The organism is Neisseria perflava (genome assembly GCF_024170405.1).
Taxonomy (GTDB): Bacteria; Pseudomonadota; Gammaproteobacteria; order Burkholderiales; family Neisseriaceae; genus Neisseria; species Neisseria perflava_B.
The window spans coordinates 21,447-42,450 of sequence record NZ_JALJYC010000019.1; the positions used below are offsets into that span (position 1 = coordinate 21,447).

At 53.7% G+C, this 21,004-nt stretch carries 17 protein-coding genes, 2 tRNA genes and 1 pseudogene; 13 read left to right on the forward strand and 7 right to left on the reverse strand.

Annotation, left to right across the window (positions count from 1 at the left end; translation table 11 throughout):
- Nucleotides 1-5: 5 nt before the first annotated feature.
- The gene (gene ybeY, locus J2T37_RS07970; RefSeq protein ID WP_253355076.1) at nt 6-506 is read right to left on the reverse strand and encodes an rRNA maturation RNase YbeY; all 501 of its coding nucleotides are present in this window, start codon (nt 504-506) and stop codon (nt 6-8) included.
- Nucleotides 507-626: 120 nt separating this feature from the next.
- Between ybeY and hemC the strand changes: the two genes are divergently transcribed.
- The 6 genes from hemC to J2T37_RS08000 all read left to right on the forward strand — a co-directional run bounded on the left by hemC (nt 627) and on the right by J2T37_RS08000 (nt 7,500).
- Complete coding sequence (gene hemC / locus J2T37_RS07975) at nt 627-1,562, forward strand: hydroxymethylbilane synthase (RefSeq protein ID WP_253355077.1); 936 nt, start codon at nt 627-629, stop codon at nt 1,560-1,562.
- A gap of 178 nt (nt 1,563-1,740) precedes the next feature.
- Nucleotides 1,741-2,376 (forward strand): endonuclease III, encoded by a 636-nt coding sequence (nth, locus tag J2T37_RS07980; protein ID WP_253355078.1) that lies wholly within the window; start codon nt 1,741-1,743, stop codon nt 2,374-2,376.
- A gap of 246 nt (nt 2,377-2,622) precedes the next feature.
- On the forward strand, nt 2,623-4,131 hold the full coding sequence (locus tag J2T37_RS07985; RefSeq protein ID WP_437179468.1) for a DegQ family serine endoprotease: 1,509 nt from the start codon (nt 2,623-2,625) through the stop codon (nt 4,129-4,131).
- Between the two features lie 134 nt (nt 4,132-4,265).
- On the forward strand, nt 4,266-5,792 hold the full coding sequence (locus tag J2T37_RS07990) for a Na+/H+ antiporter NhaC family protein (protein ID WP_253355079.1): 1,527 nt from the start codon (nt 4,266-4,268) through the stop codon (nt 5,790-5,792).
- Nucleotides 5,793-5,895: 103 nt separating this feature from the next.
- A complete protein-coding gene (nagZ, locus tag J2T37_RS07995) occupies nt 5,896-6,981 on the forward strand; it encodes a beta-N-acetylhexosaminidase (protein WP_253355080.1) in 1,086 nt (361 codons plus the stop codon).
- A 126-nt stretch (nt 6,982-7,107) separates the two neighbouring features.
- Nucleotides 7,108-7,500 (forward strand): c-type cytochrome, encoded by a 393-nt coding sequence (locus J2T37_RS08000; protein ID WP_253355081.1) that lies wholly within the window; start codon nt 7,108-7,110, stop codon nt 7,498-7,500.
- Between the two features lie 120 nt (nt 7,501-7,620).
- Here J2T37_RS08000 and J2T37_RS08005 read toward each other — a convergent pair whose 3' ends face one another.
- The gene (locus J2T37_RS08005) at nt 7,621-9,351 is read right to left on the reverse strand and encodes a potassium/proton antiporter (RefSeq protein WP_253355082.1); all 1,731 of its coding nucleotides are present in this window, start codon (nt 9,349-9,351) and stop codon (nt 7,621-7,623) included.
- A gap of 445 nt (nt 9,352-9,796) precedes the next feature.
- Between J2T37_RS08005 and J2T37_RS08010 the strand changes: the two genes are divergently transcribed.
- The 6 genes and pseudogenes from J2T37_RS08010 to J2T37_RS08035 form a co-directional block, all read left to right on the forward strand.
- Entirely contained in the window at nt 9,797-10,663 is an 867-nt protein-coding gene (locus J2T37_RS08010; protein ID WP_253355083.1) for a DUF808 domain-containing protein, read from the forward strand.
- A 193-nt stretch (nt 10,664-10,856) separates the two neighbouring features.
- A complete protein-coding gene (gene lnt, locus J2T37_RS08015) occupies nt 10,857-12,404 on the forward strand; it encodes an apolipoprotein N-acyltransferase (RefSeq protein ID WP_253355084.1) in 1,548 nt (515 codons plus the stop codon).
- Between the two features lie 331 nt (nt 12,405-12,735).
- The gene (gene rpoH / locus J2T37_RS08020) at nt 12,736-13,599 is read left to right on the forward strand and encodes an RNA polymerase sigma factor RpoH (protein WP_253355085.1); all 864 of its coding nucleotides are present in this window, start codon (nt 12,736-12,738) and stop codon (nt 13,597-13,599) included.
- 226 nt (nt 13,600-13,825) lie between these two features.
- Complete coding sequence (hemA, locus tag J2T37_RS08025) at nt 13,826-15,082, forward strand: glutamyl-tRNA reductase (RefSeq protein ID WP_253355086.1); 1,257 nt, start codon at nt 13,826-13,828, stop codon at nt 15,080-15,082.
- 184 nt (nt 15,083-15,266) lie between these two features.
- Nucleotides 15,267-15,758 carry a disulfide bond formation protein B gene (locus J2T37_RS08030; RefSeq protein ID WP_253355087.1) on the forward strand — a complete coding sequence of 164 codons (492 nt, stop codon included), beginning with the start codon at nt 15,267-15,269 and terminating at the stop codon, nt 15,756-15,758.
- A gap of 367 nt (nt 15,759-16,125) precedes the next feature.
- Nucleotides 16,126-16,779: pseudogene (locus tag J2T37_RS08035) on the forward strand (SDR family NAD(P)-dependent oxidoreductase); the annotation flags it as partial.
- A 61-nt stretch (nt 16,780-16,840) separates the two neighbouring features.
- Here J2T37_RS08035 and J2T37_RS08040 read toward each other — a convergent pair.
- Nucleotides 16,841-17,335, reverse strand: coding sequence for a hypothetical protein (locus J2T37_RS08040; RefSeq protein WP_253355088.1), 495 nt, complete (start codon nt 17,333-17,335; stop codon nt 16,841-16,843).
- A gap of 55 nt (nt 17,336-17,390) precedes the next feature.
- Nucleotides 17,391-18,122 carry a YebC/PmpR family DNA-binding transcriptional regulator gene (locus J2T37_RS08045; RefSeq protein ID WP_253355089.1) on the reverse strand — a complete coding sequence of 244 codons (732 nt, stop codon included), beginning with the start codon at nt 18,120-18,122 and terminating at the stop codon, nt 17,391-17,393.
- Nucleotides 18,123-18,477: 355 nt separating this feature from the next.
- Between J2T37_RS08045 and J2T37_RS08050 the strand changes: the two genes are divergently transcribed.
- Complete coding sequence (locus tag J2T37_RS08050; RefSeq protein ID WP_253355090.1) at nt 18,478-19,902, forward strand: alanine/glycine:cation symporter family protein; 1,425 nt, start codon at nt 18,478-18,480, stop codon at nt 19,900-19,902.
- Nucleotides 19,903-19,969: 67 nt separating this feature from the next.
- Here the strand turns inward: J2T37_RS08050 and trhA are convergent, their stop codons facing one another.
- The 3 genes from trhA to J2T37_RS08065 form a co-directional block, all read right to left on the reverse strand.
- Nucleotides 19,970-20,596, reverse strand: a complete 627-nt coding sequence (trhA, locus tag J2T37_RS08055; RefSeq protein WP_253355091.1) for a PAQR family membrane homeostasis protein TrhA — start codon at nt 20,594-20,596, stop codon at nt 19,970-19,972.
- 187 nt (nt 20,597-20,783) lie between these two features.
- Nucleotides 20,784-20,858 (reverse strand) — tRNA-Glu (locus tag J2T37_RS08060).
- Between the two features lie 12 nt (nt 20,859-20,870).
- Nucleotides 20,871-20,947 (reverse strand) — tRNA-Arg (locus J2T37_RS08065).
- Nucleotides 20,948-21,004: the final 57 nt, after the last annotated feature.

Here is a 21,004-nt window from a genome sequence, read left to right on the forward strand (position 1 = left end):
TCGAATTAATAGGGATTGGGGTAGCCGGCGGCCTGCAACAGGCGGATTTCTTTGGCTTCCATGATTTCGGCGTCGGCCTCTTCGATGTGGTCGTAGCCCATCAGATGTAAGGTGCCGTGCATGGTCAGGTGGGCGAAATGCTGCTCGGGCGTTTTGCCCTGCTCGGCGGCTTCTTTCAAAACCACTTGCGGGCAGATAATCAAATCACCATACAGGCCGTCTGAAATCTGGTCGGGCAGGATTTCACCTTCGTTGAGGGCGAAACTCAAGACATTGGTGGCGTAATCTTTGCCACGGTAATCGCGGTTGTAGGCGCGTGCCTCTTCTTCATCAAGCAGAATCAGGCTGATGTCGGCACGGCGGTATTCGTTTTGCAAAGCCGCCCAAATCCAGCGGTAGAAATTGTTTTCAGACGGCATACCGGCTGCGGACGAGGCGTTTTCAAAATTCAGAATAAAGCGTTGCCGCTGCAACTGCAAAAAAGGGTATTGTTTGGCGCGTTTCATGAAGAATCAAAAATAAACGGATTTTGCATTCAAATATACCATATCCGCCGCAGGCCGTCTGAAAAAGCACGGCAAAAATATGATAAACTCGCTGCCGATACAACCTGACGGAACCTCCCGATGAACCCGAAAAAACTCGTCATCGCCAGCCGCGAAAGCCTGCTGGCGATGTGGCAGGCCGAACACATCCAAGCGCGCCTGCAAAATTTGTACCCCGACTGCGAAGTCAGCATTCTCGGCATGACCACGCGCGGCGACCAGATTTTAGACAAAACCCTCTCTAAAATCGGCGGAAAAGGCTTGTTTATCAAAGAATTGGAACAAGCGCTGCAAGAAGGTCGCGCAGATTTGGCGGTGCACTCGATTAAAGACGTGCCCATGGATTTGCCCGAGGGCTTCGCGCTGGCGGCTATTGGTGAGCGTGCCAGCCCGTTTGACGCGTTTGTGTCCAACCAATATGCGCGTTTGGAAGACCTGCCCAAAGGCGCGGTAGTCGGCACGTCCAGCCTGCGCCGCGAAGCGCAATTACGCGCCCGCTATCCGCATTTGGTGATTAAACCCTTGCGCGGCAACGTGCAAACCCGTTTGGGCAAACTCGACAAGGGCGAATACGACGCGATTATCCTCGCCACCGCCGGTCTGCAACGTTTAGGGCTGGACGAGCGTATCCGCCTGATTTTATCTGAAGCCGACAGCCTGCCCGCCGCCGGACAAGGTGCACTCGGCATTGAAATCGCCGCCAGCCGTAATGATTTGCTGGAGGTTCTCAAACCGCTCAATCATGATGTCACCCACGCCTGCGTGACCGCCGAACGCGCCCTTGCCCGTGCGCTGGGCGGCAGCTGCCAAGTGCCGCTGGCGGCGTATTGTACCGAAGACAACGGCCTCTTAACCCTGCGCGGCTTGGTCGGCCACCCCGACAGATCGGTCATTATCCAAGCCGAGGCGCAAGCCCCCGCCGACTATGCCGACGCGCTCGGCCGCGCCGTGGCGAAAAAGCTGGCCGACGACGGCGCAATGGAGCTGATTGCGGTGGTGTTGGCAGAACAAGCCTAAAATACCGATTGGCAAAGGCCGTCTGAAAAACAACGTATTTTTCAGACGGCCTTTTCTTATTTCAAGCAATACTGATAATCCCTTGTATTTAAATCACAATAGCCTTTCTAAACCCCTATCGCCTGCCGCTTGCGCTATAATTCCGTCCACACAAACCAAGCGAACACATCAAATTAAAATGAACAAACACATCCACCAAGAAATCTTCGAGCGCTTGCGCGCCACCAATCCGCACCCGACCACCGAGCTGAACTTCAATTCGCCGTTTGAACTCTTAATTGCGGTGTTGCTGTCGGCGCAGGCGACGGATGTGGGTGTCAACAAGGCGACGGCAAAACTGTTTGCTGTGGCGGATACGCCGCAGAAAATGCTGGACTTAGGGCTGGACGGCGTGATGAACTACACCAAAACCATCGGCCTGTATAAAACCAAGTCTAAACACATCATGCAAACCTGCTGCATGCTGCTGGAAAAATACAACGGCGAAGTACCCGCCGACCGCGAAGCCTTGGAAGAATTGCCGGGTGTGGGGCGCAAAACGGCAAATGTGGTGTTGAACACGGCCTTCGGCGTGCCGGTCATGGCGGTGGATACGCATATTTTCCGCGTTTCCAACCGCACCGGCATCGCCAAAGGCAAAAACGTGCACGAAGTGGAAGACAAACTCATGCGCTACATCCCGAAGGAATTTCTGATGGACGCGCACCATTGGCTGATTTTGCACGGCCGCTACACCTGCAAGGCGCTGAAACCCTTGTGCGGCAAGTGTCTTATCAACGATTTGTGCGAATATCCGGCCAAGCTGATGGATTGATTCCGTTCTTCGATATACTGTTCAAATAGGCTGATTGCTTATATCTAAATAACCGTTTTTCATACCCCCCCCCCGAAAAGGCCGTCTGAAACCGTACAGCGGCTTTTTTTAATTAAAAATGAAATGTTTGAAAAAACGCCGATACGATGTAGAATTTGCATTTAACGGATTTTTCAGACGGCCTTGTGCCGCCGTCTGAGCGATTGTTTTGATATTGATGAAAAAAATACGGAAAAAGGAAACGCCGTGAACAAAAACACTAAAAAATACACTGGCTTGGCTTTAGCGCTTACCGCCCTGCTCTCCGCCGGCGGTTGCGACAAAGTCAGCAGTTTCTTCAGCAACGACGAGCTGGATGAAACGTTGGTGCAACGCGTAGAAACCAAAGGCGACGACGGCAAAATCGGCATGCTGCTGCCGGACTTTGCCCAACTGGTACAAAACGAAGGCTCGACCGTGGTCAATATCCAAGCAGCGCCGGGCAGCAAAAGCAGTCAGAGCGGCAGCGATGACAACAGTATGGATTTGAGCCAATTCCCCGACAACGATCCGTTCTACGAATTTTTCAAACGCCTTGTCCCCAATATGCCGGACATGCCGCAGGAAGACGACAGCGCCAGCGAAGTGAGCTTCGGCTCGGGCTTTATCATCAGCCCCGACGGTTATATCCTGACCAATACCCACGTGGTATCGGGCATGGGCAACATCAAAGTCATGCTCAACGACAAGCGCGAATACACCGCCAAACTCATCGGCTCTGACCAGCAATCCGACGTAGCACTCCTGAAAATCGACGCCAAAGATTTGCCAGTGGTCAAAATCGGCAATCCGAAAGAATTGAAACCGGGCGAATGGGTGGCCGCCATCGGTGCGCCGTTCGGCTTTGACAACAGCGTGACCGCCGGTATCGTGTCCGCCAAAGGCCGCAGTCTGCCGAACGAAAACTACACGCCGTTTATCCAAACCGACGTCGCCATCAACCCGGGCAACTCCGGCGGCCCGCTGTTTAACCTCAAAGGCCAGGTGGTCGGCATCAACTCGCAGATTTACAGCCGCAGCGGGGGCTTTATGGGCATTTCCTTCGCCATTCCGATTGATGTGGCGATGAATGTGGCCGACCAGCTCAAAGCCACCGGCAAGGTGCAGCGCGGTCAGTTGGGCGTGATTATCCAAGAAGTATCGTATGATTTGGCCAAATCTTTCGGTTTGGACAAAGCCAGCGGCGCGCTCATCGCCAAAGTCATGCCGAACAGCCCGGCGGCGCAAGCCGGTTTGGAAGTGGGCGACATCGTGCGCAGCGTCAACGGCGAGGAAGTACGTGCTTCCAGCGATTTGCCGGTATTGGTCGGCTCGATGGCACCGGGTTCGGAAGTGACTTTGGAAGTATGGCGCAAAGGCCAGAAAACCTCGGTGAAAGTGAAACTGGGCAGCACCAACACGTCGGCCGAAACCGGTGCGGCGCAGCCGGACAATCCCGACTATCAGGCCAACAGCCAGAATTTTGCCATTGACGAAGCCGGTCTGACCCTGCAGGCGCAAAGCGCCGACGGCAAACAGCAGCTGGTGGTAACACGCGTCAGCGGCGCGGCCGAGCGCGCGGGTGTGAAACGCGGCGACGTGATTATTGCCGTCAGCCAAATTACCGTCAGCGATGAAACCTCGTTCCGCAGCGCCTTGGGCAGCGCGGGTAAAAACGTGCCGCTCTTGGTGCAACGCGGTAACGACACGTTGTTTTTGGCGCTGAATCTGCAATAAAACGCGTTTCAGACGGCATAAGCTTGAATTTAATGATAGAATGCCCGCTATTTTGAACAAAGATGGCGGGTATTTTTAGGCATGGCGCTTTTGCAAAAGGCCGTCTGAAAAACACTCTCTCTGATGATATTTTTATGCAATTAGTCGATTATTCACATTCTTATTTATCCGTCGTACCGGCGTTTTTGGCGCTGGCCTTGGCCGTGGTCACGCGCCGTGTCTTGCTCTCATTAGGTATCGGCATTATCGTCGGGGCGCTGCTTTTGACCGGCGGCCATTTGGCCGATACCGCCGTGCATTTGAAAGACATGGTGGTGGCACTGGTTTGGGAAAACGGCGCTTGGTCGCTGGGCAAGCTGAAAATCCTGATTTTCCTACTGCTCTTGGGTATTTTCACCTCCCTACTCACCTATTCCGGCAGTAACCAAGCCTTTGCAGATTGGGCGAAGCAGCACATCAAAGGCCGTCGCGGGGCAAAAATGCTGACGGCCTGCCTGGTGTTTGTCACCTTTATCGACGACTATTTCCACAGCTTGGCCGTGGGCGCGATTGCCCGTCCGGTTACTGACAAATTCAAGGTTTCCCGCGCCAAACTCGCCTATATTCTGGACTCCACCGCCGCGCCGATGTGCGTCTTGATGCCTGTATCCAGTTGGGGCGCGTCGATTATCGCCACGCTGGCCGACCTGCTGGCGACTTATAAAATCACCGAATACACCCCGATGGGCGCGTTTGTATCAATGAGCCTGATGAACTACTACGCCCTGTTTGCCCTGATTATGGTGTTTGTGGTGGCGTATTTCTCTTTCGACATTGGCTCGATGGCGCACCTCGAACGCGCCGCCCTGAATGAAGACCACGATGAAAATGCGGTTTCAGACGGCAAGCCCGGCCGCGTGTATGCGCTGATTATTCCGGTATTGGTGCTGATTTTATCCACCATCTCCGCCATGCTCTACACCGGTGCGCAGGCGCTCGACAGCTTCACGGTTTTGGGCGCGTTTGAAAACACCGACGTCAACACCTCGCTGGTTTTCGGCGGCACTTGCGGCGTGATTGCCGTATTGCTGTGCACCATCGGCACCATCAATCCCGCCGATTACCCGAAAGCGGTTTGGACAGGCATGACCTCCATGTTCGGTGCGATTACCATCCTGATTTTGGCTTGGCTCATCAGCACCGTCGTCAGCGAAATGCACACCGGCGAATACCTCTCCACCCTGGTCGGCAACAACATCCATTCGGGCTTCCTGCCGGTGATTCTGTTCCTGCTCGCCTGCGTGATGGCCTTTGCCACCGGCACCAGCTGGGGCACTTTCGGCATTATGCTGCCGATTGCCGCCGCCATGGCGGTAAAAATCGACCCCAGCCTGATTATCCCGTGTATGTCGGCAGTCATGGCCGGCGCGGTGTGCGGCGACCACTGTTCGCCCATTTCCGACACCACCATTTTGTCGTCCACCGGTGCGCACTGCAACCACATCGACCATGTGACCTCGCAGCTGCCCTACGCCATGATTGTGGCCGCCTCCGCCGCCTGCGGTTATCTGGTGCTCGGTTTCAGCCATTCCGCCCTACTGGGCTTCGTGGTAACCGGCATTGCCATGACCGTGATGATTCTGCTGTTCCGCAGCAAACAAAGCGCAGCGGCAAATACCTGATTGTCAAACTTTTTCAGACGGCCTCCATAACCTTTGAGGCCGTCTGAAAATTTTGCGGTTTTACCGTTTGTACTTATAAACCGCCCAACTTAAAGAGAACAAAATGACCCAAGCCCATCTCCCGCGCGGCCCGGTAATGGCCGATGTTGCCGCCTTCCACCTCACCGACGAAGAAAAACAACGCCTGCAAGACCCCGCCGTCGGCGGCGTGATTCTGTTTCGCCGCAACTTTGAAAACGTGGCGCAGTTGAAAGCGCTGGTGCAAGAAATCAAAGCCGTGCGCACGCCCGAGCTGATTATCGCCGTCGATCACGAAGGCGGCCGCGTGCAACGCTTTATCGACGGTTTTACCCGCCTGCCCGCCATGAATGTATTGGGCGAAATTTGGGACGACATCAGTCCCGCCGCCGCCCGCGAAAAAGCCGAACAAGTCGGCTGGGTATTGGCAACAGAGCTCTCCGCCTGTGGCGTGGATTTGTCGTTTACGCCTGTATTGGATTTGGATTGGGGGCAATGCGCCGTCATCGGCAACCGCAGCTTCCACCGCAACGCCGACATCGTCACCGAATTGGCGCTGGCATTGCAACGCGGCCTGAATAAAGGCGGCATGAAATCCTGCGGCAAGCATTTTCCCGGCCACGGCTTCGTCGAAGGCGACAGCCATCATGTCTTGCCGCAAGACGACCGCAGCCTGGCCGAACTCGAAGCCGCCGACATTGTCCCCTTCCGTAAACTCAGCGCGGCAGGTATGGCGGCGGTCATGCCCGCCCATGTCGTCTATCCGCAAGTGGATGCCAACCCCGCCGGTTTCTCGGCAAAATGGCTGAAGGATATTCTGCGCCACGACATCGGCTTTAAGGGCGTGATTTTCTCCGACGACCTGACGATGGAAGGCGCTTGCGGCGTAGGCGGAATTAAAGAGCGTGCGCAGATTTCGTTTGATGCCGGTTGCGACATCGTGTTGGTGTGCAACCGCCCCGATTTGGTGGACAAATTGCGCGACGGTTTCGAGATTCCCACCAATCCTGACTTGGCTGCCCGTTGGCAGTATATGGCCAACACCCTGAGCGCAGCCGGGGCGCAGGCGGTAATGGAGACACCCGAATTTAAAGCCGCTCAAGCCGTAACCGCAGGGCTGGCGACACCAAAAGATTTGGCAAACGGCGTAAAAGTCGGCGAAGCGTTTTAAACGCTTTTTCCAAATACAAAGGCTAAGGCCGTCTGAACAGTTTGATACGCAATAGATTTGCGTCAAACCGTTCAGACGGCCTTTGTATTAAGATAACAGTCAAACCACACCAACATAAAACATGCCATGAACACGACCACCTTCAGTACTCTCCTCCTGCTTCTGCCCTTATCGGCTCAGGCTGCCGACGACGCGCAACTTGCCCGAGGACAACAACTCTACCAAAGCAACTGCGCCGCCTGCCACGGCAGGAACGGAGAAGGGCGCGGCAACGCCTTTCCGCCCTTGTATCAGTCCGACTACATCAAAGGCAAACCGCAGGTTTTAATCGGCAGCATGGTAAACGGCATCAACGGCGCCATCCGCGTCAACGGCAAAAGCTACAACGGCTTTATGCCCGCTTCCGCCCTCAGCGACCGCGACACCGCCGCCCTCGCCAGCTATATCATGAGCGCCATGCAAAACGGCGGCGGCACGGTAACGGAACAGGCGGTTAAAAAGATACGCAGTCAAAAATAAACCGCTATTTCAAAACAATGCCGTCTGAAAACATGGTTTTCAGACGGCATTGTATTACTTAAAGTATGGCTACAAAATCCTGAACCGACAAACATCAGGCGGCTGAGCGCAGTCAAAGCCCTACTGCCGCACTTTTAAGCCGAACCATTTAATCAGGCCGTTTTTATCCAGCTCTTTCACCACCAGGCAGATATTGCCGATGTCGGCGCGGTCGCCTTCCACCGGATGTTTGCTGTCTGTTCGTTTTTCAAACAGCTCATATAGGCTCAGACTCTCTTCGCCCTCGGGCAGTTTGAAACCGTAAACCTGTGCCAAACCCCCCGCCCGGCTGCCCGGATCGACCACGAATTCGCCGAAGAAGTTGAAATTGACGCGCACGCTGCTGCCGGTTTCGGTAAAGTAACGCGCCATCTGGTCGGTCTGCGCTTCCGGCAGAATGTACCAAGCAATATCCTCTGCCTGCAATTTGGTATCGGTTGTCAGCTCCACCCGTTCGTTGTCACGAATCAGCGCAAAACAGCGCAATTCAAACGAATTGGAAATCGGCGCCACTTTGTCCGGATGCATGCCCTCGGCTTCGGATTCGGCAATCACGCGGTAAGCCGTCAGCTGCACGCTTTCACTGCGCGAGAGCCAAATATCCTGCACCACCGCCGGTTCGGGCTTGGGCGGCATGGCCACTTTCAGTAGCCGCGCCGCGGCCGGAATGGTCGCGCCTTGAATCAGCAGCGACAGCACCACCACGGCAAAAGCCACGTTAAACAACAAATTGGAATTGGGCACGCCCATCACCAGCGGCATCATCGCCAGCGTAATCGGCACCGCGCCGCGCAAGCCCACCCAACTGATGTAAATTTTTTCACGCAGGCTGTAATCGCCTTTCCACAGGCCGGTAAACACGGCAAACGGGCGCGCCACCAACATCAGGAACACGGCAATCACCAGCGCGTCGGCGCTGTTGGCCAATACGTCCGACGGCGTGACCAGCAAACCCAATACCACAAACAAAGTTGCCTGCGACAGCCAGGCAAAGCCGTCCATCACGCGCAACACATATTCGGTCGCCAAGCTGTGGCGGTTGCCGACGATAATCCCCGCCAGATAAACCGCCAAAAAGCCGCTGCCGCCAAGCATATTGGCCGCCGCAAACACCACCAATCCGCCCGACACAATCATCAGCGCATACAAGCCGTCGGCCAGATTCAGACGGCGTACCAATTTGGCCAAAATCCGCCCCCCTATCCAGCCCATCAGCAGGCCGAATCCGAACTGCTGCACCAACATCCACAAAAATGCCATCACACCCGACTGTTCGGGCTGCATAATCATGGTAATCAGCGCCGTTACCAAGAAAATCGCCATCGGGTCATTCGCACCCGATTCGATTTCCAATGTCGCCTGCACGCGCTCGTTGATGCGCACGCCGCTGTTGCGCAGCAGGCTGAACACCGCCCCCGCGTCGGTCGAGCCGACAATCGCCGCCATCAATACGCCGAAGCGCCAGTCCAAACCGAGATAAAACGTGGTAAACAGCCCCAAAACCAATACAGTGGCAAACACGCCCCAGCTGGCCAAAACCGCCGCCGGTTTCAACACCAGCCGAACGCTGCTCATGCTGGTGCGCAAACCGCCGTCGAGCAGAATCACCGCCAACGCCAACTGGCCGATAAAGTTGGCCTGAACGACATTGTCAAAATGGATATGGCCGATTCCCTCTTCGCCGGCCAATACGCCGACGGCTAAGAAAATCAGCAGCAACGGCATGCCCAAGCGTGCCGACAAAGTCGTTGAAATAACGCTGAGAAACAGCAGTGCGCCGCCCAAAAGGAAGAAGCTGTTTATCCAATCCACGTATAATTTTCCTCTCCAAAGCTGAATTTGAATTTTTTTAAATGAAACCGCCAACCCGCCCTTTACAGCGGCCGCACGATAACCCCGCTTATTCTAACATACGAATTTACTTATATTTTGAAACATTTGCCGAATTTTCTCGCCATCTGCCTGCATTTGGCCGGTCAGTTGCCCAACTTCAGAGAAATCCGTATCGGGATAACCGCCGTTCTGCCGTTTCGCGTATGCGTATTTTGGATTTGTGTAAACGAAATCGCACCGCACATATCCGAAAACAGCCATCAGGCCGTCTGAAAAAATAATTTCTTGGAATTTCAGTTATAATGACAGGCTTAGAATCTGTATCCGCAGCATGAATACAGATTTCCATATACAAAAACATCCGCCCGCTCCAACCCAGCGGCTATCCTTTTTTTTCTTTTTAGGACTTAGGACACATTACATCATGGCTTTTGCCTCCCTCTTTACCCTGCTCGACGACATTACCGCCGTTTTGGACGATGTTGCCCTGATGACCAAAATGGCCGCCAAAAAAACCGCCGGCGTGGTCGGCGATGATTTGGCACTCAATGCCAACCAAGTGACCGGCGTTTCTGCCGAACGCGAACTGCCGATTATTTGGGCAGTCGCCAAAGGTTCGCTGGTCAATAAAGCCATTTTGGTGCCCGTGGCGCTGCTGCTCTCCATTTTCCTGCCGGGGCTGATTACTCCGCTACTCATGCTCGGCGGCGCGTATTTGTGTTTTGAAGGCGTGGAAAAGCTGTTGCACAAAATGTTGCACAAAAACGACCATGCCGAAGCCGACCACACTGCTGACGAATTGGTGGACGAAAAAGCCAAAATCAAAGGCGCGGTGCGTACCGACTTTATTTTGTCCGCCGAAATCATCATCATCGCCTTGGGCGTGGTGGGCGATTACAGCGTGCTGACCAAATGTTTGGTGATGGCCGCCATCGGCGTGGGCATGACCGTATTGGTGTACGGATTGGTCGGCGTGATTGTCAAACTCGACGACATCGGCCTGTATCTGATGCGCAAAGGCAGCGCCGCCGCACAAACCTTCGGCCGCGGCCTGATTGCCTTTATGCCGTGGTTTATGCGCGCTTTGAGCGTAGTCGGCACCCTCGCCATGTTCTTGGTCGGCGGCGGCCTGATTGCGCACAACTTCGGCCCGCTGCACCACTTTTTAGAAGCGCGCCACTGGCTCGACGGCTGGGCAGGCAACGGCGCCAATTTGGTGGTCGGCATTGTATCCGGCGCCATTATCTGCGCCGTCGTCTTGCCGCTGATGAAAGCCTTGGGCAAACATTAATGATGTAGGGCGGCCATCCTTTCCGCCCATCATTGCAGATAAGATATCAGGCAAACCCCGCAAACCAAACAGCAAATCCTTTGCGCGATTGCAACGCGGTGGGCAAGGCCACCCTACCCTTTTTACCCGAACAACCCGACATGCCGTCTGAAAATCCCGTTTTTTCAGACGGCCTTTTCCCCATCAACCCGGTATGAAAATCACCCGCACACTCGAACGCTATTGGCAAAAGCCCCTGCTCTACTGGCCGCTGATTGTCCTCATCGCCGCCGCCACGCCGTGGGCGTTTGCGCCGTATTACCATTTCTGGCTGATGCCGCTTTTGTTTGCCGCGCTCATCCGCCTGATTGAATTGCGCCCCCATCGCGCCGTATCCACCGCCTATCTGTTCGGCTTGGTCGGCTATACCGCCCAGTTTTACTGGATTCATACCGCCCTGCACGACATTTCCGGCCTACCCAATCTGTATGCCCTGCCGCTGACCCTGCTCTTTCCCGCCTTTCTCGCGCTCTATCCCGCGCTGTGTTTTTGGCTGTGGAAAAAATTCCCGTATCCTCGCTGGCTGAAAACCGGCATTATCCTGCCGATATTGTGGACGCTCACCGAATTTGCCCGCGAACATGTGTTCACCGGCTTCGGCTGGGGTGCGCTCAGCTACTCGCAAATCACCAAAGCCAGCCCGCTGGCCGGATTCGCCCCCATCGGCGGCATATTGCTCGTTACCTTCGTTACCGCCTGTATCGGCGCTTGGCTGGTATTGCTGGTGGACAACCCCGGCCGTCTGAAAAACCGCCTGCTGCCGCTTGTCTGCGGCGTCGCACTGTGTGCATTCGGCTACATCGCGCAGGAAACCGATTTCACCCGACCCGACGGCAGTACCCGCACCGTCGCGCTGGTGCAGGGCAATATCCCGCAAACCCTCAAATGGAGCGAAGAGCAAATCCTGCCCACCATTCAGAAATATTATGAAGCCGTCGGCAAAACCAAAGCCGACCTCGTGATTCTGCCCGAAACCGCCATTCCCGTCATGCGGCAGGACTTGCCGCCAGACATTTTAAGCCAGTTTGCCGAACAAGCCCGCGACAACGGCAGCGCCCTGGCGCTCGGTATCGCCCAATACACCGCCGACGGCAGCGGCTACGAAAACGCCGTCATTAATCTATCCAGCTACAACAACAGCAGCGCGGAAGACATCCCCTACTACGCCAAAAACCACCTCGTTCCCTTCGGCGAGTACAAACCCCTGCCTTTTATTACCGGCCCGCTGTATAAAATGATGGACATGCCGCTGTCCGACTTCAAACGCGGCGGCGACGCACAAGCGCCGCTATTGATGAAAGACCAAAAAGTCGCCTTCAACATCTGCTACGAAGACGGCTTCGGCGATGACTTGATCGCCACCGCCAAACAGTCCACCCTGTTGGCCAACATCAGCAACATGGCGTGGTACGGCGATTCCAACGCCATGTACCAGCAGCTGCAACAATCCCAAGCCCGCGCCATGGAACTCGGCCGCTACATGGTACGCGCCACCAACACCGGCGTAACCGCCATCATTTCACCCAAAGGCAGCGTCATCGCCCAAGCGCAGCCCAATACCGACACCGTATTGGAAGGCCATATCCGCGGCTACACCGGCGATACCCCCTATATGAGAATGGGCGGTTCGCGCTGGCTGGCAGGGATATTGGCAGTGATTGCTGTGTTGCTGTTTGTCTTGCGTCCCCGAAAACAGGATTGAGTTTTAACCGTGTAAAAAGGCCGTCTGAAAATGATTAGATTTTCAGACGGCCTTTTGATTTTAAAAGAAAAAATTTACATAATATTCACTCAAACCTATTTACATACAATACTGTTTGTAATATAATTAAATTATCCGAGTAAATTACTCAAATTTTAAAAACCTATCATCTCTCGTTTTATACGCGATTTAACCTATCATATGTAGAATATTAACAAGCAAAGTTGTCTAATAGCCACATCAGGCAGGCGGTGTTATACTTGTCCGTCTGTCATACAGATTACCGTCGGTTTGAAATATCAGGCCGACACATAAAAGGAAAAGAAACCTCATGAATCACGCTTTTGCATTACCCGTCATCCACAGCGGTAACGGCAGCTTGGAGCAGTACATTCATACCGTCAACAGCATTCCTATGCTGACTGCTGAGGAAGAAACCAATCTGGCCGAGCGCCAACTGAAAGGCGACTTGGAAGCCGCCAAAAAACTGATTTTGTCCCACCTGCGCGTGGTCGTATCCATCGCGCGCGGTTACGACGGCTACGGCCTCAACCAATCCGACCTGATTCAGGAAGGCAATATCGGCCTGATGAAAGCCGTCAAACGCTTCGACCCCAGCCGTGGCGCGCGTCTGTTTTCATTTGCCGTGCATTGGATTAAAGCCGAAATCCACGAATTTATCCTGCGCAACTGGCGCTTGGTGCGCGTTGCCACCACCAAACCGCAGCGCAAACTGTTCTTCAACCTGCGCTCCATGCGCAAAAGCCTGAATGCGCTCTCCCCGAAAGAAGCGCAAGACATCGCCGACGATTTGGGCGTAAAACTTTCCGAAGTATTGGAAATGGAACAGCGCATGACCGGCCACGACATCGCGATTATGGCCGATAACCACGATGATGAAGACAGCTTTGCGCCGATTGACTGGCTGGCCGACCACGAAACCGAGCCGACCCAGCAGTTAGCCAAACAAGCCCATTACGCGCTGCAAACCGAAGGCCTGCAAAACGCCTTGGCCAAACTTGACGACCGCAGCCGCCGTATCGTAGAAAGCCGCTGGTTGCAAGACGACGGCGGTCTGACCCTGCACGAATTGGCTGACGAATACGGCGTTTCCGCCGAACGTATCCGCCAAATCGAAGCCAAAGCCATGCAGAAATTACGCGGTTTCTTGGCTGAGGAAGCCGAAGCGGTTTAACGTGCCGAAAACGACAAAGGCCGTCTGAAAATTTAATTTTCAGACGGCCTTTTTTGGCAGCCTCTCATACTTGAAGGCAATATCCGCCTATTCCGGCCGTCATCCTCCTCTATCCCAAATTCCCGCAATCGCCCCCATTTATCCGCTTGGCAAAACATTCATCGCAAAGCAGATTTGGGCTATAATATCGCGTTACACACACCATCACACCAAACCGAATCTTCCCATGCAACTTACCGCCGTCGGCCTCAACCACCAAACTGCGCCCTTGAGCATACGCGAAAAGCTGGCTTTTGCTGCGGCAAGCCTGCCCGAAGCCGTGCATGCCTTGGCGCAAAGCCGTGCGGCAAAAGAAGCGGTGATTCTCTCCACCTGCAACCGCACCGAATTGTATTGCGTCGGCGATACCGAAGCCGTTATCGAATGGCTGGCGCAATATCATGACCTGCCCGCCGAGGAAATCCGCCCCTATCTTTACACTTTAGACGGTCAGGAAGCCGTGCGCCATGCCTTCCGCGTGGCCTGCGGCTTAGATTCGATGGTCTTGGGCGAGCCGCAAATTCTCGGTCAAATCAAAGACGCCGTGCGCATCGCGCAAGAGCAGGAAAGCATCAATAGCAACCTGAATGCGCTGTTTCAAAAGACTTTTTCCGTAGCCAAGGAAGTGCGCACCGATACCCATGTCGGCGAAAATTCCGTGTCGATGGCCTCCGCTTCGGTGAAAATGGCCGAGCAGATTTTCCCCGATATTGCCGATTTAAATGTCTTATTTATCGGCGCGGGCGAGATGATTGAATTGGTGGCGACTTATTTCGCCGCCAAAAATCCCAAGCTCATCACCGTCGCCAACCGCACCTTGGCGCGTGCGCAGGAATTGTGCGACAAACTCAGCGTCAATGCCGAACCCTGCCTGCTCAGCGAGCTGCCCGACATTCTGCACGAATACGATGTGGTGGTCTCTTCCACCGCCAGCCAGCTGCCGCTGGTCGGCAAAGGCATGGTCGAACGCGCCTTGAAGCAGCGCCACAATATGCCGGTGTTCCTGCTGGATTTGGCCGTGCCGCGCGACATTGAAGCCGAAGTCGGCGACTTGGAAGACGCCTATCTCTATACCGTCGATGACATGATGGGCATTGTGCAAAGCGGTAAAGAAGCGCGCCAAAAAGCCGCTGCCGAAGCCGAAGCGATGGTGGAAGGCAAGGTTGCCGAATTTGTCGAATGGCAAAAAAGCCGCCAAAGCGTGCCGCTAATCCGCGCCCTGCGCGATGAGGGCGAACGCGCCCGCCGTCAGGTGTTGGAAAACGCCATGAAGCAGCTGGCCAAAGGCGCTTCGCCGGAAGATGTATTAGAGCGCCTGTCTATCCAGCTCACCAACAAACTGCTGCATTCCCCTACCCGAACACTCAATAAAGCCGGTTCGGAAGACAGCGATTTGGTCGAGGCCGTGGCGCAGATTTATCATTTGGACGGGCATGAGCCGTAAAGCGTTTGTTTTCAGACGGCCTATCTGCCATATTTCCACCTTACGCCCTATTTCTCCCTCTGCTTCCAAACAGGCTGCACGCTCAACAGCATCGTCCGTAACATCACCCTACACCCGCGATTTATGGTAAATTAAGCGCATTATTCCTCCCTTGCGGCTGCATACATGGCCGTCTGAATTTCTTATGAACCTGTTCCGTAAAACCCTGTGGGGTATTGTCGCCCTGTCTGTTGTTGCCGATTGCGGCTCGTTTTTCGCGCAATATGTGATGAAACTCGAACCCTGTGTTTTATGTATTCTGCAACGCTTGTCGGTAATGGCGGTCGGCGTGGTCGCCCTCTTGGTCGCCTGCAACCGCCAAGCCTCGAAAACAGCGCGTACCGTCAGCGCCCTACTTATCAGCATTCCCGCCGTATATGGCTTCGGCGTAGCCGTTTACCAAATCTGGCTGCAAAGCCTGCCCGCCGGTACCGCCCCTTCCTGCGGCGCCCCGTGGACATTCCGCCTGCGCGATTGGCCGCTGTTTGAATATTGGGAATTTGTGGTACGCGGTTTCGGCAGTTGCGACGTGCCGTCTTATGTATTGGGCGTACCGCTGCCGATTTGGAGCGTTTTGTATTTCGGCTTCGTCTTGATTGTGGTCTGGACGATGTGGGTAAAAACGCGCAAACTCTGAATCCTATTCTATTGAAAATGCCGTCTGAAATTTAAGAACCTGTATTCATAAGATTGATAGATGGATTTTTGTTGAATAATCATACGAATACAAGGCGGATTTTTGCGCCAATAGTGGACTATTGGCGTAAAAGTCCAACGCGGTAGGCGTGTGATTAGGCAATAAAAAGCCGCTATCAAGATTGTGAATACAGGTTCTAAGGTTTCAGACGGCATTTGTTTTTCCCTAAGTGGTACAATAATCAAACAAATAGTGAGAAGAAAGGATAAATACCATGCTGTTAACAGATAAAGTCGCCATCATTACCGGAGCAGGCAGCGGTTTCGGCAGAGCAACAGCTGTCTTATTTGCGTAGGAAGGGGCTAAAGTTGTTGCTGTCGATTTCAATCATGAGGCCGCGCAAGAAACCGTATCCCTAATACAGCAGGCAGGTGGCAACGCCATCAGCGTGCAGGCGGACGTCGGCCAAGAAGCCGATGTAAAAAACTTTGTCACCGCTGCGGTTTCAGCTTATGGAAAAATTGATATTTTGTTCAATAACGCAGGCATTTATGCGCCGGGAAACGTAGAAGAAACCAGCCTCGACGCATGGAACCATTCAGTAAACGTGAATATGACCGCGCTGTTTTTGGCCGGAAAATATGCCATGCCGTATTTGAAAGAAACCAAAGGCACCATGATTAATACCGCTTCGGCAGCCGGCCTTATCGGATTCCCGAATGCCGTTGCCTATGCCGCCACCAAAGGCGCGGTTATCTCGTTCACACGCGCCATGGCGGTAGATTATGCGCCGGCCGGTGTCCGAGTTAACGCCATCTGCCCCGGAACAGCCGAAACCGGCATGACCAAAGATTTGCTGACAATTCCGGAAATTTATCAGGAATTTGTCGCACCGATTCCGATGAAGCGTTTAGGCCAACCGACCGATGTCGCCAATGCCGTATTGTTCTTAGCCAGCGCACAATCAAGCTATATTACCGGACACGCCCTGCCCGTCGATGGCGGCTGGACAATGTCTTAATATCCTTTTTTATTCAAATATATAACCAAGGCCGTCTGAAATTTTTTCAGACGGCCTTGGTTTATTTCCGCTGCCAAATGGCTTTATCGTTGTTCGTCATATTGTCAGGGCAGGCGATTACGGTAGCGCGTGGGAATAGCAAACCCTCAAAAAACGAATATCGCTGCCTTAGCTGCTGATCGTCCGCCACCCGCCAATTTTTTGCAAACGGCACTTTTTTGCCCTGATAAGACACCGCCACATGCGGCCTGCGGTTGGGATGAAATTTGAACAAACCCCATTTATGAGCCAGCAAATAAAAAGCCTGTCCGCTTGCCAATTCAGCAGTCATGACTCTTTCCCTGCCGACAGTTTCCCAGCCTTTGCCGTTTTCACGCGGGCGAATCATGCTCCACCGCATTTTGCGCGATTGTTTGACCTTCAGGCTGACCTCATGTTGGCAGCGGTTGAGCACCATAAACACTTCCGGCGGCGGTGGCGACATTGCGTGCGCGACATCGGCGCAAACGGCGGCAGCCAACACCAGCGCCAAGGGCAAATAGCGGATTGGCTTCATTTTCCCATCCTTGCAAATAAAAACAGGCCGGAACCTATCCGGCCTGTTTTATCCATTACTCGTCAAAATTCAATACGGCGGAGGTGTAAACATCCTGCACGTCGTCCAAATCTTCCAAAGCGTCAATCAGCTTCTGCATTTTTACCGCGTCTTCGCCGCTCAATTCGGCTTCGTTTTGCGCACGCATGGTCACTTCGCCGTCCACCGCTTTGTAACCGGCTTCTTCCAGCGCCGCTTTTACCGTACTCCAATCATTCGGTGCGGTAATCACTTCAATCGAACCGTCATCGTTGTTGACCACGTCTTCCGCACCGGCTTCCAGCGCCGCTTCCATCAGCGCGTCTTCATCCACGCCCGGCTCGAATACCAAATAGCCTTGGTGTACGAAGTTAAATACCACGCAACCGTCGGTACCCAAATTGCCGCCGTTTTTAGTGAAAGCATGGCGCACATCGGCCACGGTACGGGTTTTGTTGTCGGTCAGGCAGTCCACCATCAAAGCCGCGCCGCCGATACCGTAGCCTTCGTAACGCAGCTCGACATATTCCACACCTTCCAAATTACCCGTACCTTTGTCGATGGCACGCTGCACGTTGTCTTTGGGCATATTGTTTTCCGCCGCTTTTTCCAAAGCCAGACGCAGGCGCGGGTTAGCGCCGGCATCGCCGCCGCCGATACGGGCGGCTACGGTGATTTCTTTAATCAGCTTGGTAAAAATTTTGCCGCGTTTGGCATCTTGTCGCGCTTTTTTATGTTGGATATTCGCCCACTTGCTATGGCCGGCCATGTTGATTCCTTTCGGTTTTTCCTTCCTCGAAACGGAAGGGTCGGTTAATTTTTAAGTCGGTCATTTTAGCATAAGTTTGTAGTGCGCCAAAATATTCAGACGGCCTATACCTGCTCTGCTCACGAGGCCGTCTGAAAAACATGTATTTGTTAAACTTTGTTTTTTTAAACTAATTTATGTATTTTCATCAGGAAAGGTTTCCAGTATGATGGTGGGAATATTTCTTATTTAACGGAAATATCGGTTTCCGCCCAACAGCCGGTTGCTGCGGTCTGCTCACTGCGTCGGCCATGCTGCGGGCGGTGTGGCGGCGCATCCGCCGCCTGTTATCCATCTTTATTTTGAGGTGTTTATTATGGAAGCCACTTTGTCTGCGCTGGTGGGCGCGGTCAACCTGATTTTATGGGACTATCTGCTGATTTACGCATTAATCGGTATCGGTCTTTTTTTCACGCTGTATCTGGGTGCGCCGCAGATTACCAAGCTGGGCACGGGTTTCAAATCCGTGTTCGGCGGGCTGTTTGCCAAGAAAAAAGACGGCCAACGCGACGATAAGTCCCTGTCGCAATTCCAAGCTCTGGCCGTTGCCATTTCCGCCCAAATCGGCACGGGTAACGTCGCCGGTGTCGCCACAGCCATTACCGCCGGCGGGCCGGGCGCGATTTTTTGGATGTGGCTCTCCGCCATTTTGGGCATGTCCACGATTTTTGCCGAAGCGGTGTTGGCGCAAAAATACCGCGTGGTCAGCCACGGTAAATACATCGGCGGCCCGGCGTTTTACATCACCCACGGCCTGACGCCGAAAATCGGCAAGGGCGCGGCACGCTTCCTGTCCGGCTTTTTCTCCATTGCCATCATCATCGCGCTGGGCTTTATCGGCAACGCCACGCAAGCCAACTCCATCGCTTCAGCAGTAACCATCGCATTTGATATTCCCGCTTTGGCGGTAGGCATTGCCTTGGCCGTATTGACCGGCCTGATTGTCATCGGCGGCGTCAACCGCATTGCCAATTTTACGCAATTTATCGTGCCGTTTATGGCGGTATTGTATATTTTGTGCGCCGTGGTGATTTTGTTCCAATATTCGCAAAACATCGTGCCGATGATTGACCACATCTTTACCGCTGCCTTCAATCCTGAAGCGGTATTAGGCGGCGCGGCCGGTATCGGTATGCGCGAAGCGGTACGCTACGGCGTGGCGCGTGGCCTGTTTTCCAACGAAGCCGGTATGGGTTCGACCCCTCATGCGCATGCCACTGCCAACGTCAAACATCCGGTATTGCAAGGCATGGCCGCCTTTATCGGCGTGTTTATCGACACGCTGCTGGTCTGCACCGCCACCGCGCTGATTATCCTGCTGACCGGCGCCGACGGTCTCGGCTTAAACGGTGCCGCCGTGACCCAACAGGCTTTTACCATGGCTTTCCCCGGTTTCGGTTCGCAGCTTTTGGCCATCTGTCTGACCTTCTTCGCCTTTACCACCATCATCGGCTGGTATTACTTCGGCGAATCCAACATCCATTTCCTGTTTCACGGCAAACACATGAAACTCTACCGCGCCTTGGTATTGGTGGCGATTGTCTTGGGTACGCTGGGTAAAGTGGATTTGGTGTGGAGCCTCTCTGACATGTTCAACGGCTTTATGGTAATTCCCAACTTAATCGCCCTCTTCCTGCTGCGCAAGGAAATTCGCGGCATTTACGACGATTATCTGGCGCAAACCAAAGCCGGCAAAGAATTGTCTTACCAATATGAGTATCACGAATACCACGAGCAATAATCTACCCGCATAAAAAAGGCCGTCTGAAATTTTTCAGACGGCCTTTTGAATATCGGCGGTATTGCGTTTAAAACACATAAAAATAAATACAAATAAACTGCGCCAAACTGCCGCCCAACACAAACAAATGCCAAATGCCGTGTCCATGCTTGATTTTGGTATCGTTCACAAACCAATAAATCCCCGCGCTGTACAACACACCGCCCAGCGCCAGCCAAAACAGCCCCGCGCCCAACAACACTTTGGCCAGCGGATACATCGCCACCAAAATCAACCAACCCATCACCACATAAATCACTAGCGACAATATGCGCTTTTCGCTTTTCAGGCCGATGGTCAGCTCCTGAATAATCCCAAACAGCGCCAAACCCCACGACACACCGAATAATGACCAACCCCAGCCGCCGTGCAGCGTGACCAGCGTAAACGGCGTATAGCTGCCCGCAATCAAAAGGTAAATCATGCAGTGATCCACTTTTTGCAGCACCGCTTTGGCTTTGGTATAGGGAATGCTGTGGTACAGCGTCGAACCGAAATAGAGTAAAAACAGACTGATACCGTAAGTAATCGCCGCCGCCAGCTTGTAGCCGTCGCCCTGTGACACCGCTTTGACAATCAGCAGCACCATCCCAGCCACCGCCAGCAGTGCGCCGACCAAATGGCTGTATGCGTTAAACCGTTCGCCTTGATACATTGAGATTCATTCTTATTGACACGACAGGCTTAAGTGTACGCGTAAGCCCTTACAAATAGGCCGTCTGAAAGATAAAGATAGGTTAAGGGGGCATAGCCGAGCCGTTTAAAGCCCGCCCTGAGCCGAATCGCCTCTAAACCAATATGCAAAAAAGCGCTTCTGCAAAACAGAAGCGCTTTTTAAAATCTGGCACGCCCACGGGGAATCGAACCCCGGTTACCGCCGTGAAAGGGCGATGTCCTAACCGCTAGACGATGGGCGCGGAAATTCTTGATGGCGCACCCGGAGCGATTCGAACGCCCGACCCTCTGGTTCGTAGCCAGATACTCTATCCAACTGAGCTACGGGTGCACTGCAAGAAAGATTTGGATTATAGAGATACACTAAAATCCTGTCAAGCACCATACT

Bases quoted from the DNA above. Each gene is read 5' to 3' on its own strand.
- hemC (WP_253355077.1), top strand. From the start codon at position 627: ATGAACCCGAAAAAACTCGTCATCGCCAGCCGCGAAAGCCTGCTGGCG.
- J2T37_RS08000 (WP_253355081.1), top strand. From the start codon at position 7,108: ATGAACACGACCACCTTCAGTACTCTCCTCCTGCTTCTGCCCTTATCG.
- nth (WP_253355078.1), top strand. From the start codon at position 1,741: ATGAACAAACACATCCACCAAGAAATCTTCGAGCGCTTGCGCGCCACC.
- J2T37_RS07990 (WP_253355079.1), top strand. From the start codon at position 4,266: ATGCAATTAGTCGATTATTCACATTCTTATTTATCCGTCGTACCGGCG.
- J2T37_RS08010 (WP_253355083.1), top strand. From the start codon at position 9,797: ATGGCTTTTGCCTCCCTCTTTACCCTGCTCGACGACATTACCGCCGTT.
- rpoH (WP_253355085.1), top strand. From the start codon at position 12,736: ATGAATCACGCTTTTGCATTACCCGTCATCCACAGCGGTAACGGCAGC.
- nagZ (WP_253355080.1), top strand. From the start codon at position 5,896: ATGACCCAAGCCCATCTCCCGCGCGGCCCGGTAATGGCCGATGTTGCC.
- J2T37_RS08050 (WP_253355090.1), top strand. From the start codon at position 18,478: ATGGAAGCCACTTTGTCTGCGCTGGTGGGCGCGGTCAACCTGATTTTA.
- lnt (WP_253355084.1), top strand. From the start codon at position 10,857: ATGAAAATCACCCGCACACTCGAACGCTATTGGCAAAAGCCCCTGCTC.
- hemA (WP_253355086.1), top strand. From the start codon at position 13,826: ATGCAACTTACCGCCGTCGGCCTCAACCACCAAACTGCGCCCTTGAGC.
- J2T37_RS08045 (WP_253355089.1), bottom strand. From the start codon at position 18,122: ATGGCCGGCCATAGCAAGTGGGCGAATATCCAACATAAAAAAGCGCGA.
- trhA (WP_253355091.1), bottom strand. From the start codon at position 20,596: ATGTATCAAGGCGAACGGTTTAACGCATACAGCCATTTGGTCGGCGCA.
- ybeY (WP_253355076.1), bottom strand. From the start codon at position 506: ATGAAACGCGCCAAACAATACCCTTTTTTGCAGTTGCAGCGGCAACGC.
- J2T37_RS08040 (WP_253355088.1), bottom strand. From the start codon at position 17,335: ATGAAGCCAATCCGCTATTTGCCCTTGGCGCTGGTGTTGGCTGCCGCC.
- J2T37_RS08030 (WP_253355087.1), top strand. From the start codon at position 15,267: ATGAACCTGTTCCGTAAAACCCTGTGGGGTATTGTCGCCCTGTCTGTT.